This is a genomic window from Kitasatospora sp. NPDC058032 (assembly GCF_042885845.1).
In the GTDB taxonomy this organism is placed as follows: domain Bacteria; phylum Actinomycetota; class Actinomycetes; order Streptomycetales; family Streptomycetaceae; genus Kitasatospora.
On the sequence record NZ_JBHVRK010000020.1, the window covers coordinates 64490 to 80113 of the forward strand.

At 76.1% G+C, this 15624-nt stretch carries 13 protein-coding genes and 1 riboswitch; of the genes, 5 read left to right on the forward strand and 8 right to left on the reverse strand.

Going from position 1 to position 15624, the window contains the following annotated elements; translation table 11 throughout:
• The first annotated feature begins 31 nt into the window (after positions 1–31).
• Both ACFVUH_RS27585 and ACFVUH_RS27590 read left to right on the forward strand, forming a co-directional pair.
• Complete coding sequence (locus ACFVUH_RS27585; protein ID WP_387915949.1) at positions 32–1387, forward strand: LAETG motif-containing sortase-dependent surface protein; 1356 nt, start codon at positions 32–34, stop codon at positions 1385–1387.
• Between the two features lie 117 nt (positions 1388–1504).
• Positions 1505–2584, forward strand: a complete 1080-nt coding sequence (locus ACFVUH_RS27590) for a hypothetical protein (RefSeq protein WP_387915951.1) — start codon at positions 1505–1507, stop codon at positions 2582–2584.
• An 84-nt stretch (positions 2585–2668) separates the two neighbouring features.
• Here ACFVUH_RS27590 and ACFVUH_RS27595 read toward each other — a convergent pair whose 3' ends face one another.
• Positions 2669–3910 carry an FAD-dependent monooxygenase gene (locus ACFVUH_RS27595; RefSeq protein WP_387915953.1) on the reverse strand — a complete coding sequence of 414 codons (1242 nt, stop codon included), beginning with the start codon at positions 3908–3910 and terminating at the stop codon, positions 2669–2671.
• 114 nt (positions 3911–4024) lie between these two features.
• On the opposite strand from ACFVUH_RS27595, the gene ACFVUH_RS27600 reads away from it, so the two are divergent.
• Positions 4025–4624, forward strand: coding sequence for a TetR/AcrR family transcriptional regulator (locus ACFVUH_RS27600; RefSeq protein ID WP_355373633.1), 600 nt, complete (start codon positions 4025–4027; stop codon positions 4622–4624).
• Positions 4625–4648: 24 nt separating this feature from the next.
• On the opposite strand, the gene ACFVUH_RS27605 is transcribed toward ACFVUH_RS27600, so the two are convergent.
• Positions 4649–5260 carry a TetR family transcriptional regulator gene (locus tag ACFVUH_RS27605; protein ID WP_387915955.1) on the reverse strand — a complete coding sequence of 204 codons (612 nt, stop codon included), beginning with the start codon at positions 5258–5260 and terminating at the stop codon, positions 4649–4651.
• Positions 5261–5340: 80 nt separating this feature from the next.
• Between ACFVUH_RS27605 and ACFVUH_RS27610 the strand changes: the two genes are divergently transcribed.
• Complete coding sequence (locus tag ACFVUH_RS27610; protein WP_387915956.1) at positions 5341–6285, forward strand: oxidoreductase; 945 nt, start codon at positions 5341–5343, stop codon at positions 6283–6285.
• A gap of 38 nt (positions 6286–6323) precedes the next feature.
• On the opposite strand, the gene ACFVUH_RS27615 is transcribed toward ACFVUH_RS27610, so the two are convergent.
• The 6 genes from ACFVUH_RS27615 to ACFVUH_RS27640 all read right to left on the reverse strand — a co-directional run bounded on the left by ACFVUH_RS27615 (position 6324) and on the right by ACFVUH_RS27640 (position 13902).
• On the reverse strand, positions 6324–6947 hold the full coding sequence (locus ACFVUH_RS27615; protein ID WP_387915957.1) for a chloramphenicol phosphotransferase CPT family protein: 624 nt from the start codon (positions 6945–6947) through the stop codon (positions 6324–6326).
• Between the two features lie 242 nt (positions 6948–7189).
• The gene (locus tag ACFVUH_RS27620) at positions 7190–8635 is read right to left on the reverse strand and encodes a cobyrinate a,c-diamide synthase (RefSeq protein ID WP_387916041.1); all 1446 of its coding nucleotides are present in this window, start codon (positions 8633–8635) and stop codon (positions 7190–7192) included.
• 10 nt (positions 8636–8645) lie between these two features.
• Complete coding sequence (cobO, locus tag ACFVUH_RS27625) at positions 8646–9251, reverse strand: cob(I)yrinic acid a,c-diamide adenosyltransferase (protein WP_387915958.1); 606 nt, start codon at positions 9249–9251, stop codon at positions 8646–8648.
• Between the two features lie 6 nt (positions 9252–9257).
• Positions 9258–11384 (reverse strand): putative cobaltochelatase, encoded by a 2127-nt coding sequence (locus ACFVUH_RS27630; protein WP_387915960.1) that lies wholly within the window; start codon positions 11382–11384, stop codon positions 9258–9260.
• Positions 11381–12919 carry a cobyric acid synthase gene (locus ACFVUH_RS27635; protein ID WP_387915962.1) on the reverse strand — a complete coding sequence of 513 codons (1539 nt, stop codon included), beginning with the start codon at positions 12917–12919 and terminating at the stop codon, positions 11381–11383. Before ACFVUH_RS27635 ends, ACFVUH_RS27630 begins: the two co-directional genes overlap by 4 nt.
• On the reverse strand, positions 12916–13902 hold the full coding sequence (locus tag ACFVUH_RS27640; protein WP_387915964.1) for a cobalamin biosynthesis protein: 987 nt from the start codon (positions 13900–13902) through the stop codon (positions 12916–12918). Before ACFVUH_RS27640 ends, ACFVUH_RS27635 begins: the two co-directional genes overlap by 4 nt.
• A gap of 33 nt (positions 13903–13935) precedes the next feature.
• Positions 13936–14148: riboswitch (cobalamin riboswitch) on the reverse strand.
• A 222-nt stretch (positions 14149–14370) separates the two neighbouring features.
• On the opposite strand from ACFVUH_RS27640, the gene ACFVUH_RS27645 reads away from it, so the two are divergent.
• Positions 14371–15486, forward strand: coding sequence for an alpha/beta hydrolase family protein (locus ACFVUH_RS27645; protein WP_387915966.1), 1116 nt, complete (start codon positions 14371–14373; stop codon positions 15484–15486).
• The last annotated feature ends 138 nt before the right edge of the window (positions 15487–15624 follow it).

A 15624-nucleotide genomic window follows, 5' to 3' on the forward strand; every position in this document is an offset into this window, starting at 1 on the left:
CTGCCCGCAGCAGAATGGGGGGGAAGTTCTTATGCGCACTACTGCTTACGGCCGTCGGAACCGCACGCGTCGCGCCGCCGCCACCGTCCTCGCGACCGTGCTCGCGGGCGGGACCGTCCTGCTCGCGGCACCCGCCGCCCTCGCGGAGGACGCCGTGCCGGACGTGCCGACGGTGAAGATCAAGGCCGACGCCCCGGCCGTGATCGGACTCGCCGGCCGGCCGGTCGAGTTCACCGAGACCGTCACCAACACCAGCGCCATGGATTCCGGGTTCCACCTCTTCCTGAACGCCATCACCGGCGCCGGCCTGCCGCCGACGGACGGCATCGCCATCGACTACCGCGACCCGGCCGACGGCGCCTGGAAGTCCCTTCCGCTGACCGGCGTCGAGGGGACCGCTTTCCATGGCGCGCTGCCCTACACCCTGGAGATCCCGGCGCACCGCAGTGCGAAGGTGCAGCTGCGGATCGGGCTGCCGATGGGCCGGCCGCACCACGGCGCCGGCAACGGGGGGATCCAGTCGCTGGCCCTGGAGTCGTCCGTGGCCATCGGTGCCCACGGGGCGCCGGCGGACAAGGTGACCGACACGATCAAGGTCGACGGCCTCACGACCGGGCTGTCCCGCGTCCCGGCCACCGCGGTCGCGGGCGGCGCGCCCATCGAGTTCGACGCCGTCCTGAAGAACCCCACGGCCTCGAACTACGTCAACGTCGCCAACGTCCTGGGCATCGACCCGCACGCCACTGTCCAGGTCCGCAAGGGGAACGGCGCCTGGACCGCGCTGAAGCCGGTCCAGGGCGGCGGTGTCGACGACGGTCCCGGGGTCTACCTGGAGGGCCGCGACTCCTCCATCGGCGCCAACTCGACGACCACCCTGCGGGTTCGGATGTCGTTCGACGCGGCGACTCCGCTCGGGCCGGTGACGGTGAACCCGTGCGTCTTCGTCAACGAGAACCCGGAGCAACCGTTCTCGGGGACGACGATGTGCGCCCAGCGGGCGACCGTGAAGATCGTCGCGCCGGACGCGCCGGCGCCCAAGGAGCAGCTGCCCGTGAAGGAGGCGCCCGTGAAGGAGGCGTCCACCGGCAAGGGCGCGCCCGCCGTGCAGGCCGTCCCCGCCGTGAAGGGCGCGTCCACGGGCAAGGAGGCGCCGGCCGGGAAGGCCGACGCGCCCGCCCCGGCCGCAGCACCCGCCGCCCCCGCCGCGACCGCTGAGGCGACCGTGGCGGCCGCGGCCCCCGCGCCGGTGGGGGCGGCCCCGGCCACGGTCGAGCTGGCCTCGACCGGCTCGTCCGAGCAGACCCCGTCGTACGCGGCGGCCGGCGTTGCCCTGCTCGCCGTCGGCGGTGGCGCCGCCTACTGGGTCGCCCGCCGCCGCCGCGCCTGACGGCAGCGGCCGGGGGGCTCCGGTGCCGCCGGAGCCCCCCGGCGTGCAGTACGTCCATTGCGAAATCACCGTTTGCTGCCGGCAAGGGCCGGCAGCGGAAACTGGGGGGAACTTCCCATGCGTACCACTGTTTTCGGCCGCCAGGGCCGCTCGCGCCGCTCGGTCGGGCGGGCCGCCGCCACCGTGCTGGCGACCGCGCTGGCGGGCGGGACCGTCCTGCTCGCGGCGCCCACCGCCTCCGCGAGCCCCATGCCGACCGGGAAGCTCAAGGTGAACGCCCCGGCCTCGGTCGGAGGCGCCGGGCAGCCGGTCGAGTTCACCGAGACCATCACCAACACCGGTTCCCAGAAGGCCGACTACCACCTTCACCTGAGGGTCACCGGCGACGGACAGGTGCCGGGCGAGCACGCCATCGTCATCGACTACCGCGACCCGGCCAAGGGCACGTGGAAGTCCGTTCCGCTGAACGTCGACCGCACGGGGAGCCTCGCCTACGACGGGGAGGTGCCCCGCGCCTTCGAGATCCCGGCGCACAGCAGTGTGACGCTCCGTCTGCGGATCGGCGTCCCGATGGGCCTGCCGCACGACGGCGCCAGCAACGGCTGGCTCCGGTCGGTGGCCCTCGAGTCTCGCTTGGGTATCGGCGCCCGCGGGGCCGCGGCGGACATCGCGACCAAGACGATCAAGGTCCAGAACATCTCGCCCTCGCTCGGCCGCGTCCCGGCCACCGCGGTCGCGGGCGGCGCGCCCATCGAGTTCGACGCCGTCCTCAGGAACCCCACGCCCTCGAACTACATCAACGTCGCCAACGTCCTGGGCGTCGACCCGCACGCCACCGTCCAGGTCCGCAAGCCGAACGGCACCTGGACCACCCTGAAGAAGGTCTACAACAGCGCCGACGACGGCCCGGGCGTGTACCTGCAGGGGCGTGACTCCAGCATCCGCGCCAACTCGACCACCACCATCCGGGTCCGGGTGTCGTACGACGCCGGCACCCCGCTCGGCCCGACCGACATCGGGCGGTGCGTCTACGTCAACGAGAGGCCGACCCTGCCGTTCCGGGGGACGACGACCTGCGTTCAGGGCGCCACCGTGCAGATCGTCGCGCCGGGCACCAAGGGCGCCAAGGGCCAGTCGCCGGTGAAGCCGGCGCCCAGCACCAAGGGCACCACCAAGGGCACCTCGGCCGGCAAGTGAGCGGCGACCGGGCCTGACGGCGGTCCTCAGGGGGCGGTTCCGGCACTCGCCGGGGCCGCCCCCGCGGCATGCCGTCCCGCCCGGTCAGGCGGCCCGGGGGCCGTCGAGCACCGGCGGGTGCCAGTCGTAGACGGGGGCGGCGCGGTTGAGGAGGACGCGGTCGGGGAGGAGGCCGGCCGCGGTGAGGGCGAGGTCGCGGGCGAGGGCGGTGAGGGGGGAGCGGCGGGCGACCAGGGCGCCGACGGCGCGGGAGCCGTTGACGATCGCGGTGGCGCGGGGGAGCCGGGCGGCGGTGTAGCCGGGCAGGGCGGCGGCCGGGTCCTCGCCGGGCCGGACGCCGGCGGCCAGTACGACCGCGTCCTCGACGGCCTGGCAGGCGCCCTGGCCCTGGAAGGGGCACATCGCGTGGGCGGCGTCGCCGAGCAGGGCGACCCGGCCGCGGTGGTAGGCGGGCAGCGGGTCGGCGATCTCCCAGACGTCGTGGCGCAGCACCCCCGCCGGGTCGGTGGAGGCGAACAGTTCGGGGACGGGCGCGCACCAGTTGCCGTAGCGGCGCAGGAGTTCGGCGCGTTCGTCGCCGTCGGCGGCGCGGGCACCGGCCGGGGCGAGGGCGGCGCCGTAGACGTACACCCGGCCGTCGGCGAGCGGGACGACGCCGGCGAGCCGGCCGCGGCCCCAGACCTCGCCGGCGGCGAACGGCGGGCGGGGCGGGCGGGCGATCACCGAGCGCCAGGTGGTGAAGCCGGAGTAGCGGGGGCCGGGGTGGTGCGGGAAGAGCAGGCTCCGGGTCGCGGAGCGGATGCCGTCGGCGGCGACGACCAGTTCGGCGGGCCGCTCGCCGTCGGCGGTGCGGACGAGGGCGGGGGCGCGGTCGTCGCCGGGTTCGACGAGTTCGGCCCGCGAGCCGGTGCGGACGGTGCCGGCGGGCAGCGCGTCGACCAGGGCGTCGATGACGTCGGCGCGGGCGACGGCGACCAGCTTCTCGCCGAAGTGGGCCTCGACGGCCCCGGTGCCGGTGCGGGCGAGCCAGCGGCCGGAGGGGTGGCGGACGCCGATGGCGGGGTGCGGGGCGGCGAGGGCGCGCAGCCGGTCGCCGACGCCGAGCAGGTCGAGGGCACGCAGGGCGTTCGGGGCGAGCACGAGGCCGGCGCCGACGGGTTCCAGTGAGGCGGCGCGTTCGTGGACGGTGACCGGGACGCCCTGGCGGTGGAGCGCGAGCGCGGCGGTGAGGCCGCCGATCCCGCCGCCGATGACGACGGCGCCCGGTGCCGGCTCCGGCAGGTCGCGGTGGTCCGGGTCACGGTGGCCCAGGTCGCGGTGGTCCATGGGGACTCCTCTCGGACGCGGAACTACACCTGTAGTTCCGATCGCATGGGTCGACCGTACTACAGCTGTAGTGTGAGTTGGGCGCCGGTCCCGGGAAGGGCGATGATCGGACCCATGACCAGCAGCGCCGCGCCCGCCGGACCTCAGCGCCAGACCCTGATCGCCGACACCGCCGTCGCGCTGATCGCCGAGCGCGGCCTGCGCGGGCTCACCCACCGCGCCGTCGACGAGGCGGCCGGCCTGCCCACCGGCTCCACCTCCAACCTCGCCCGCACCCGGGCGGCGCTGCTGGAGCTGGCGATCACCCGGATCGCGGAGCTGGAGTCACCGGCCTATGCGATGGACCTGCGGCCACCCACGGTGGAGCACGCCCGGGAACTGCTCGCCCAGCTCGCCGCCGACGCCGTCCACCAGGCGCTCACCGTCGGCCGCGCGCTCACCGTGGCCCGTTTCGAGCTGGCGCTCGAAGCCACTCGGCGCCCCGAACTGCGCGCCGTCTACGACCGCCTGGGCGCGGGCCTCCTCGGCCTCGCGGTCACCCTGCTGATCCAGTGCGGCTCCCGCGCGCCCGAGGCGGACGCCCGCCGGCTGGTGCGCTGGGTGGACGGCGTGCTCTTCAACGTCACCGCCGGCAGCGGCGCCGGCCGCGTCCCCGATCCGGCCGAACTCGGCGCCGAGGTCGCCCGCTACCTCGCGGCGCTGCTCGACGGCTAGGACCCGGCGGCTGGTACCCGGCGGTCAGGCCGCGGGCGCGTCCAGGGCCGGGGCGAGGACGGCGAAGGCCCGGGCGGTGAGCGCGGTCGGGTCGGCGGCGCCGTCGCTGTCGCTCCACCGCTCCAGGACGGTGCCGAAGGCGGTGAGCGCCATCCCGGCGGCGAGCCGGGGGTAGAGGTCGGCGGCGGGGTCGCGGTCCAGCCGGTGGGCCAGCTCGGCGGTCAGCTCCTCGTGCCACTCGGCCTGCCGCTCCAGGAAGCGGGCGTGCAGCGCCGGGGTGCGCAGGATCAACTGGACGGCGCGCAGCGCGCGGTCGCCGTGCTCGCCGCAGGCGGCCAGCGGCACCGAGACGGCGTGCCGCAGGGCGGCCGAGGGCGGCTCGGAGGCGGGGCGGGCGGCCAGTTCGGCGCGGATGCCGGCGCCCAGTTCGGCCAGGAACCGGACGATCACGTCCTCCTTGGACGCGAAGTAGCGGAAGAACGTCCGCTTGGACACGCCGGCGCCGGCCGCGATCTCGTCCACGGTGACGGCGTCGAACCCCTGGGTGGTGAGCAGCCCGAAGGCGGCTTCGGTCAGCTCGTCCACGACGAGTTGACGCTTGCGCTCGGCCAGGCTGACGGCGGGTCGGGAGGTCACCCGACGATGGTAACGCCATGGCGCACATGTCACCCAGTAGCGCCTTGACACCAAGTGACACGAACGGCAGCATCTGCCGTATGAAGCCTTTGGAGCCAACAGGCGGCAGTGCGGGCCGGCACGGGCGGGTGTTCGTCGTCACCGGTGCGAGCAGCGGGCTGGGACTGGCCACCGCCCGGACGCTGGCCGAGCGGGGCGGGCAGGTGGTCCTCGCGGTCCGCGACGAGGAGCGGGGGCGTGCCGCCGCCGCCCGGATCGCCGCCTCCCTGCCCGACCCCGGTGTGCCCGACCGCCTCGAGGTCCGCCGTCTCGACCTGGCCGATCTCGACAGCGTCCGGACCTTCGCCGAGCGGCTGCGCGCCGACCGCCCCCGGCTGGACGTCCTGGTCAACAACGCGGGCGTGTTCGCCCCGCCCCGCGCGCTCAGCCCGCAGGGCCACGAGCTGCAGTTCGCCGTCAACCACCTCGGCCACTTCGCCCTCACCGGTCGGCTGCTGGACGCCCTCGCCGTCGGCCGCGACCCGCGCGTGGTGACCGTCAGCTCGCTCAACCACCGCAAGGGGCGGATCCGCTTCGACGACCTCACCGGGGCGCACGGCTACACGCCGATGGGGTTCTACGACCAGTCGAAGCTCGCCAACGCGCTCTTCGGCCGTGAACTCCACCGCCGGCTGGCCGCGTCGGGCAGCCCGGTGCGCAGCGTGCTCGCCCACCCCGGCTACACCGCCACCAATCTGCAGACCAGTGGGCCGACCGGCCTCACCCGGCTGCTCTTCGGGCGGCTGCTGCGCCCGCTCGCCCAGCGCCCGGAGGAGGGAGCGCTGCCCCAGCTCCACGCCGCGACCGATCCGTCCGTGCGCGGCGGGGAGTTCATCGGCCCGGACGGCCGCGGCGAACTGCGCGGCGCGCCGACCCGGGTCCGGCTCGCGCCCTCGGCCGAGGACGCCGAGGCCGCCCGCCGGCTCTGGGAGCTGTCGGAGGAGCTGACCGGTGTGCGGTTCGGCCTGGCGGAGGCCCGGAGCTGACGCGGGCCGCCGACCCGGGACGCGAGCCGACCCGGCCCTCAGCGCCCGAGCACCCGCTCGGCGATCAGCCGGGCGCAGGCCGCCGCATCCTGCACGGCGGTGTCCACCTCCAGGTCGTAGCGCACGCCCCGGTGCACCGCCTCGGCCTGGGCCGCGGCCATGCCGACGACGCGGTCGCCGCGGGCCCGTTCGCGGGCGGCGGCCACCTCGGGGGCGCAGCGCACGCCGACCCAGAGCACGTCCAGGCCGTCCAGCGCCTCGTCCCAGCGCCGCTGGGAGGCGGTGGTGCCGAGGAACACCTCGTCGACGACGATCCGCGCGCCGGCCCGGGCCATCGCCGCGACGCCCAGCGTCCACGCGGCGTCCAGGGCGGCGAACGCCGGTCCGACGCTCACCGTGCCGTCGCCGTCCTCCAGGCCGCCGATGCCGGGCGGCCCGCCGGGACCGCCGCCACTGCCCGGTCCGGCCTCACCAGCCGCGCCGGGCGCGGCTGCGGCGGAGCCACCGCCGGAGCCGCGCAGCGCGGCGGGCAGGGCGGCGATCAGCGTGTCCACCCCGAGGGTCAGCCAGGGATCCGGCAGCACCTCCTGCAGTCGGCGGGCGATGCTGGACTTCCCTGAACTGGAGCCCCCGTTGAGGACGATCACCTGACAATCGGTCATCCGACCACTCTAAAGCGGCGGCCCAGGAGCGGCCGGGTCACTCGACGGTCACACCCACCTCCGTCCGGTCCGCCCCCGGTGTGCCGGCGGCGTCGGTGGTGACGCCGCTCCAGATGCTGTCGGGCTCGTCCGGTACCGGTATCGACGGCAAACGGGGCGATGTGAGGTGTATGTCCTATTTTGACGCCCGGTGCGGTCCCGGCGCCAGACCCAGGACCCCGCCGGTTTCCGCCGAGGACGCCTCAGCCCGCCCGGTACGCCGCGGCCGCCGCCGCGAAGGAGGCGGCGAGCTGCGGGTATCCCGCCCAGTGCAGATGCAGATACGAAGCGTGAACATTCTCCGCGCCGGCCGCGCCCGCGAATCCCTCGGTGTACGGGCCGGTCGGCAACCGCCAGCCCCAGGCGGGCCGTTCGCCGGACCCCGGCTCGCAGACCGTCCGGTGGAACTCGTGCCCGCGCAGCCTGGCGCCGGCCGGGGCCAGCGGCGAGTCGTGCAGCGCGACCGCCTCCCGGTAGCCGAGGGTCAGCCGCTCGGTCATCCGGGCCGAGGCGTCCAGCACGCCGCACATCGGCAGACCGTCCAACGCGCGCCCGAGGTACAGCAGTCCGGCGCACTCGGCCGCGACCGGGCCGCCGGAGGCCGCGAACGCGGCGATCGCGGACCGCAGTTGACCGTTCGCGCTGAGTTCCCGGACGTACAGCTCGGGGAACCCGCCGCCGATCACCAGGCCCGCCGTGCCCTCCGGCAGGGCGTCGGCGTGCAGCGGGTCGAACGGCACCACCTCGGCGCCGGCGGCGGTCAGCAGCTCGGCGTTCTCGGCGTACGAGAAGGAGAACGCCGCACCCCCGGCCACCGCGATCCGCGGCGCGTCGCCGAGCGGCACACCGCCGACCGGCGCGTCCCCGAGCGGCACACCGTCGAGCAGCGCACCGGACGCGCCCACCTCCACCGCCGGGTCCCACGGCTCGGCGCCGGCCAGCGGCGGCGCCGTCCGGGCCAGCGCCAGCACCGCGTCCAGGTCCACCGAGGCGGCGACCAGTTCGCCCATGTCGGCCACCGCCCGCAGCGCCTCCGCCGAGCGTTCCACGGCCGGGATCAGCCCCAGGTGCCGGGAGGGCGTGGCGACCGCCGCCGAGCGCCGTACCGCGCCCAGCACCGGCACCCCCGACCCCTCCTCCAGGGCCTCCCGCAGCAGCAGCTCGTGCCGGTCGGAGGCGACCCGGTTGAGGATCACCCCGGCCAGCCGCACCTCCGGGTCCCAGGAGGCGAAGCCGTGCACCAGCGCCGCCACCGACCGGGACTGCGAGGAGGCGTCCACCACCAGCACCACCGGCGCCCGCAGCAGCTTGGCCACGTGCGCGGTGGACGCCAGCTCGCCGCGCCCGGAGGCGCCGTCGAACAGGCCCATCACGCCCTCGACCACCGCCACGTCCGCCCCGGCCGCGCCGTGCAGGAAGAGCGGGGCGATCCGCTCCGGCCCGCACATGAACGCGTCCAGGTTGCGGCCCGGCCGCCCGGCGGCCAGCCCGTGGTAGCCGGGGTCGATGTAGTCCGGGCCGACCTTGTGCGGCGAGACGGCCAGCCCGCGCGCGGCGAGCGCGGCGATCAGGCCGGTGGCGACGGTGGTCTTCCCGGCGCCCGAGGAGGGCGCCGCGACGACGAGACGGGGGATGTTCACGGTGCTCAGATCTTCCCGGCTACCACTCGATGCCGCGCTGGCCCTTGCGGCCGGCGTCCATCGGGTGCTTGACCTTGGTCATCTCGGTGACCAGGTCGGCGAATTCGGTCAGGGCCTGCGGCGCGTACCGGCCGGTGATGACGACGTGCTGGCTGCCCGGACGGTCCTTCAGCACGGCCACCACCTCCTCCGGGTCGACCCAGCCCCAGTGCATCGGGTAGGTGAACTCGTCCAGCACGTAGAACCGGTAGGTCTCGGCGGCCAGGTCGCGCTTGACCTGCTCCCAGCCCTCCTTGGCCGCCGCCTCGCTGTCCAGCTCCATCGCGCCGGAACGCTGGATCCAGGACCAGCCGGAGCCCATCTTGTGCCAGTCGACGGTGCCGCCCTCGCCGGAGGCGCCGAGCACCCGCAGCGCGTTCTCCTCGCCGACCTTCCACTTGGCGGACTTCACGAACTGGAACACCCCGACCGGCCAGCCCTGGTTCCAGGCGCGCAGCGCCATGCCGAACGCGGCGGTGGACTTGCCCTTGCCGGGGCCGGTGTGCACGGCGGTGATCGGCAGGGTACGGCGCTGACGGGTCGTCAGGCCGTCGTCGGGGACACTCTCGGGGACACCCTTGGGCATGTCGGCTCAGGCCGCCTTTCGCGCTGCGGTGGTGGTCGGACGGTTCTCGCGGACGAGCGAGGCGACGCCGTCGGCGCGCAGCTCGTCCAGGGTCACGGAGGTGGCGCGCAGCCGGGCCGCCAGGACGCCGGCCAGGCCGAGCCGGACCGGGCCGGACTCGCAGTCCAGCACCACGCTCGCCACGCCCTGCGCGGCCAGCAGCCCGGCCGCCCGGTGGGACTGCTTGACGGCGTCCCGGCCGCCACCGGTGGCCCGGCCGTCGGTCACCACGACCAGCAGCGGGCGGCGGTCCGGGTCGCGCAGCCGCTCGACCCGCAGCACCTCGTGGGCCCGCAGCAGGCCGGCCGCCAGCGGGGTGCGCCCGCCGGTGGGCAGCGACTCCAGCCGGGCCGCGCCGACCTCCACCGAGGAGGTGGGCGGCAGCGCCAGCTCGGCCGAGGCGCCCCGGAAGGTGATCATGCCGATCTTGTCGCGGCGCTGGTAGGCGTCCATCAGCAGCGACAGCACCGCGCCCTTGACGGCGGTCATCCGCTGCCGGGCCGCCATCGAGCCGGAGGCGTCCACCACGAACAGCACCAGATTGGACTCCCGGCCCTGGCGCACCTGCTCGCGGAAGTCGTCCTTGTGCAGCACCAGCGCGCGCGAGGAACGCCCGCGCGCCACCTGGTGCGGGGCGGCGGCGCGCAGCGTGGCGCTCAGGTGCAGCCGGGCGAGCCGGCCGCGCGGGCGGCGGGCCCGGACGGTGTGGCCGCCGTCGGTCTCGGCGGGGGAGCGGCGGCCCTGGGCGCCGCGCCCGGTGCCGTCCACCGCGAACAGCCGGGTGCGGTACGGGTCGCCGGCCGCGACCGGCGCCGACTCCCGGGCGGGGGCGGGGTGCTGGGCCGGGACGGGCTGCGGGGCGGGGTCCTCCCCGGCCGCCGGGTCCGCCGCCTCGACGGGCGGGCCGTCCGGGCCGGCGGGCTCCGGCGCGCCGCCGCCACCGCCGTCGGGGCCACCGTCGGGGCCGCCGTCCTGCGGGCCGTCGCCGTCCGGACCGTCCGGGCCGCCCTCCGGGTCCGGGTCCTCCTGCGACCCCTCGGCGGTCGCGGGCCCGGGTTCGGGCTGCGGCTCGGGCTCCGGCTCGGCGTGCTCCTCCAGCACCCGGTCCAGCTGCTCCTCGTCCAGCCCGGGCGCGTCGAAGGGATTGCGCCGGCGGCGGTGCGGCAGTGCCAGCTGGGCGGCCTTGCGGACGTCCTCGGCCAGCACCTCGGTGCGCCCGGACCAGGCGGCCAGCGCGACGGCGGTGCGCGCCATCACGATGTCCGCGCGCAGCCCGTCCACCTCGAACGCCGCGCAGACGGCGGTGATCTGGCGCAGCGCCGTGTCGGTCAGCTCCACCTGCGCCAGCAGCTCGCGCGCGGCGGTGATCCGGTCCGCCAGCGCGCGCTCGTCCCCGGCGAAGCGGGCGGCGAAGGCGGCCGGGTCGGCGTCGTAGCCGAGCCGGCGGCGCACCACCTCGGCGCGCTCCGCCGGATCGCGGGTCGCGGCGATCTCCACCGTCAGGCCGAACCGGTCGAGCAGCTGCGGCCGCAGCTCGCCCTCCTCCGGGTTCATCGTGCCGACCAGCAGGAAGCGCGCCGCGTGCCGCACCGAGACGCCCTCGCGCTCGACGTAGGAGCGGCCCATCGCGGCGGCGTCCAGCAGCAGGTCCACCACGTGGTCCTGGAGCAGGTTCACCTCGTCGATGTAGAGCACGCCGCGGTGCGCCTGGGCGAGCAGGCCCGGCTCGTAGGCCTTGACGCCCTCGGCGAGCGCCCGCTCCAGGTCCAGCGAGCCGACGATGCGGTCCTCGGAGACGCCGACCGGCAGCTCGACCAGCCGGGCGGGGCGCTCGGAGACCGGGGCGCCGGCGTGCGCGCCGTCCGGGCACTGCGGGTCCGGCGCCGCCGGGTCGCAGGCGAAGCGGCAGCCGTCGACGGTCGCGATGGACGGCAGCAGCCCGGCCAGCGCGCGCACCATGGTCGACTTGGCGGTGCCCTTCTCACCGCGCACCAGCACCCCGCCGACCGCCGGGGAGACGGCGTTCAGCAGCAGGCCGAGCCGCAGGTCGGCCATGCCGACGATCGCGGTGAACGGGTAACGGACGTCACTCATGCAGTCTCCCCAGGGGCCCCGGGCGGAAGGAACGGCAGCGATCCGGCCGCCGGCACCCCGCCCTCGATCAGCTTCCACAACGCGTCGGTGTCCGCGTGCTCCTCGATCAGCTCGCCCAGCCGGTCCAGCCGGGCCTCCCGCGCGTCGGCGAACGAGGTGTCCGGCGCGGGGACGAAGGCCCGGCCGGCGGCCTGCGCGACGTCGCGCAGCAGCGCCCGCCGGAAGCCGTCGTTCTCCAGCGCGCCGTGCCAGGTGGTTCCCCACACCTGGCCCACCCGGCAGCCGTCCAGGCTGTGTCCGTGGCCATCGGAGATGAACGGCTCGCCGCCGTCCACCGCGACGACGCCGTGGTGGATCTCGTAGCCCTCGACCCGCTCCCCGTACGCCTCGCCGACCGGCCGGCCGAGCACCTTCTCCGCGCCGAACCGCACCCGCGTCGGCAGCAGCCCGAGGCCGTCCACCGCGCCCGCCTTCGACTCGACCTCGTCCACGATCGAGCGCGCCAGCATCTGGTAGCCGCCGCAGACGCCGATCAGCGGCCGCCCGGCCGCCGCCCGCGCCTTGAGCACCGGTTCGAGGCCGCGCTCGCGCAGCCAGCCGAGGTCGGCGACGGTGGACCGGGTGCCGGGCAGCACGACGAGGTCGGCGTCGGCCAGCTCCTCCGGCCGGGTGGCCCAGCGGACCAGTACGCCGGGCTCCTGGGCGAGCGCGTCCAGGTCGGTGAAGTTGGACAGCCGGGGGAAGCGCAGCACGGCCACCCGCAGCACGTCCGCGCCGAGCGGGCCGCGCGCGGCGGTCCGGTCGACGACGGTGGACAGGTCGAGCGAGTCCTCGGCGTCCAGCCACAGGTCCGGCAGCATCGGCAGGGTGCCGAGCACCGGACGGCCGGTCAGCTCGCGCAGCATCTCCAGCCCGGGGGCGAGCAGCCGCGCGTCGCCGCGGAACTTGTTGACGAACCAGCCCGCCACGTGCCGCTGGTCCTCCGCCGACAGCAGCGCCAGCGTCCCGTACATCGCGGCGAACACGCCGCCGCGGTCGATGTCGCCGACCACGACGACCGGCAGCCCGGCGGCGGTGGCCAGGCCCATGTTGGCGATGTCGCGGTCGCGCAGGTTGATCTCGGCGGGCGAGCCCGCGCCCTCGCAGACCACCACGTCGAAGCGGGCGCGCAGGTCCGCCAGGCACTCCAGGGCGCGCTCCAGCAGCACCGGCTTGCGCTCGCGGTAGTCCAGCGCGCCGACCTCGGCGACCGGGCGGCCCAGCAGGACCACCTGGCTGCGGCCGTCGGCGCCGGGCTTGAGCAGCACCGGGTTCATCGCCGCCTCCGGCTCGACCCGGGCCGCCTGGGCCTGCATCGCCTGCGCGCGGCCGATCTCGGCGCCGTCCGCGGTGACGAAGGAGTTCAGCGACATGTTCTGCGCCTTGAACGGCGCGACCGCGACTCCCTGCCGGGCCAGCCAGCGGCAGATGCCCGCGGTGACCACGCTCTTGCCGGCGTCCGAGGTCGTCCCGGCGACCAGCAGTGCCTTGCTCATGCCCTGCCCCTCCGCATCCCGTCCAGGGCCGCCCGGAGCAGCAGGTGCCCGGCGACCGTCGTACCCAGGGCCAGTGCGCCCACCCGTCGGGAGAGCACGCAGGCCCGCTCGATGTCGTCCACCCCGACGGGGCGCAGCTCCCGGCCCAGCACGGGACGGTGCTCGACCCTCTCGCCGTACCGGAGCGTGCCGCCGAGGCGTACGCCCACCGCGCCGGCGAAGGCCGACTCGGCCTGGCCGGCGTTCGGGCTGGGGTGCGCCGAGCCGTCGCGCCGCCAGACCCGCCAGGCGGTGCGCGGTTCGGGGGCGGCGGCCACCGCCAGCAGAGCGGTCAGCCGCGCGCCGGGCCAGCCGGCCACGTCGTCCAGCCGCGCCGAGGCCCAGCCGAACCGGGCGTAGCGGGGCGAGCGGTGACCGACCATCGCGTCCAGGGTGTTCACCGCGCGGAACGCCAGCAGGCCCGGGGTGCCCGCGAGACCGCCCCAGACCAGGGCGTTGACCACGGCGTCGGCGGTGTTCTCGGCCACCGACTCGACGACCGCGCGGGCCAGCTGCGGCTCGTCCAGTGCGCTCGGGTCGCGCCCGCACAGGTGCGGCAGCCGCTCCCGGGCCGCCGTCAGGTCGCCGGCCGCCAGCGAACGGCCGATGGTGCGGGCCTCCCGGGTCAGCGAGGTGCCGCCGAGCACCGTCCAGGTCGCGGCGGCGGCGAGGGCGGCCCGGCCGAGCGGACGGTGGGCCAGCAGCCGGTCGGCGGCGAGCGCGCCGGCCGCGACGGTGCCCACGGCGACGGCGGTGAAGGCGGCTCCGGCGGCGCGGTGGTCGCGCCAGAGCCGGCGTTCCAGCCGGCCGGCGGCGGAACCGAAGCCGGCCACCGGGTGGCCGCGGCGCGGGTCGCCGAAGCGGGCGTCGGCCAGGAAGCCGGCGACGGCGCCGGCGCCGAACACGGCGGCCCGGCACAGCGGGCGCACGGCAGGGCGCAGCATCGCGTGCGTGTCCTCACTCAGGGTCCGCGCCCTGGATCGACGAACCGGGGGCGAGAGTCTCCTGGCTTCCGGGTCGAACGCACACCCCGGGCCTTCCAGCGGCTTCTGACGGCCCGCCGTGGCGTGTTCCGGTCGTGCTCCCCGGTGACAGTGGCGGGACCGCGCCGGACTCGCACCGGCTTCCTCTGCATGCCTCCGTATTGGCTGAAGGATCCCATCACGGGCCCGAACCGGGAGTCAACCGAGGTCGCGGCGGGTGTTGGTCACACCTCGGGCGCCCCCGTCATGCCGGTGTGATTTTCCTCCCGGAACAACCCGTACGGCCGTGTCCTACTGGCTTCCCTGCGCCCGCGCGGGTGGACTGAGGGGTGGGTCCGGGCAGCGGTCCGGACAGCGGACCGGACGCCGAGCCGGACCACCGAGCCAGACACGACCACCGAGCCAGACACCGAGCACCGGGGAGCGAGTATGCGTTGGGGAATCGCGGCCACCGTGGCGGCCGCCGCCGTCGGCACCGGGGCCGCCGTGCTGGTGATCGGCCGCCGGGCGTCCGAGCGGATGGTCCGCCCGGCCGAGGAGGCCCGCGCCCGCAGCGGCCCGGTGCTCGTCCGCGGTCTCGGCGCCGGCGAGGCCACCTTCACCCGCACCCCCGTGAGCGAGCGTCCCGGCCGCTGGGCGGTCGAGTGGGGCGAGGACGGCCACGCGGTCGTCGAGGAGGTCCTGCACCGCGACGGGCAGGGCGTCACCCGCCGCCTGGTGCGCGCCGACCGCGGCACCCTCACCCCCGGCACCGAGGTCCGCTTCACCCCCCGGGTCCACCTCGGCGACCCGGGGCAGGCGCTCGGCCTGCCGTTCGCCGAGACCGCCGTCGAGGGCGAGCTCGGCGCGATGCCCGCCTGGCGGCTGGACGGCAAGCGCGGCACCTGGGTGGTCCTGGTGCACGGCCCCGGCGCCGACCGCGCGCAGACCCTGCCCGTCCTGCCCGAGCTGCGACGCCTGGGCCTGCCCGTGCTCGCCGTCACCTACCGCGGCGACGCCGGCGCGCCCGCCTCCCCGGACGGCCTCGGCCACTTCGGCGAGACCGAGTGGCGGGACGTCGAGGCGGCGGTGCGCACCGCCCTGGACGCCGGCGCGGGCCGGGTCGTCCTCTACGGCTGGTCGCTCGGCGCCACGATGGTCCTGCACACCGCGGCCCGCTCGGACCTCGCCCCCTCGATCAGCAGCCTCGTCCTGGACTCGCCGGTGCTGGACTGGCCGGCCACCGCCCGCCGGGACGCCGCCCGGGCCGGCTTCCGGGGTGCGGCGGCCGAACTCGGCGCGCTCGCGGCCGAGGGCCGCACCGGCGTGGATCTGGCCGACTTCGCCCGTCTGGCGGAGGGTGCCGACCTGCGGGTGCCCACTCTGGTGCTGCACGGCCCCGACGACCCGGTGGCCCCGTTCGCCGCGGCCGAGCGCCTCGCCCACCGCCGCCCGGACGTGGTCAACCTCCAGGCCTTCCCCGGCGGCGACCACGCCGCGCTGTGGAACACCGACCCGGACCGTTACGCCGAGACCCTCCGCCGCTGGCTCACGCCGTTCTGCTGACGCGCTTCCGCCCCCCCTGGCGGGTGGATTCCGAGGCGCACCCGTTCCGTGTGGCATGAACCCGCCACATAGATCAAGCCAGCCGGTTTGGCCTCTGTTGCCCGATCTTGTCGAGCCCCCGCGCCCCCCGTCCGCCCC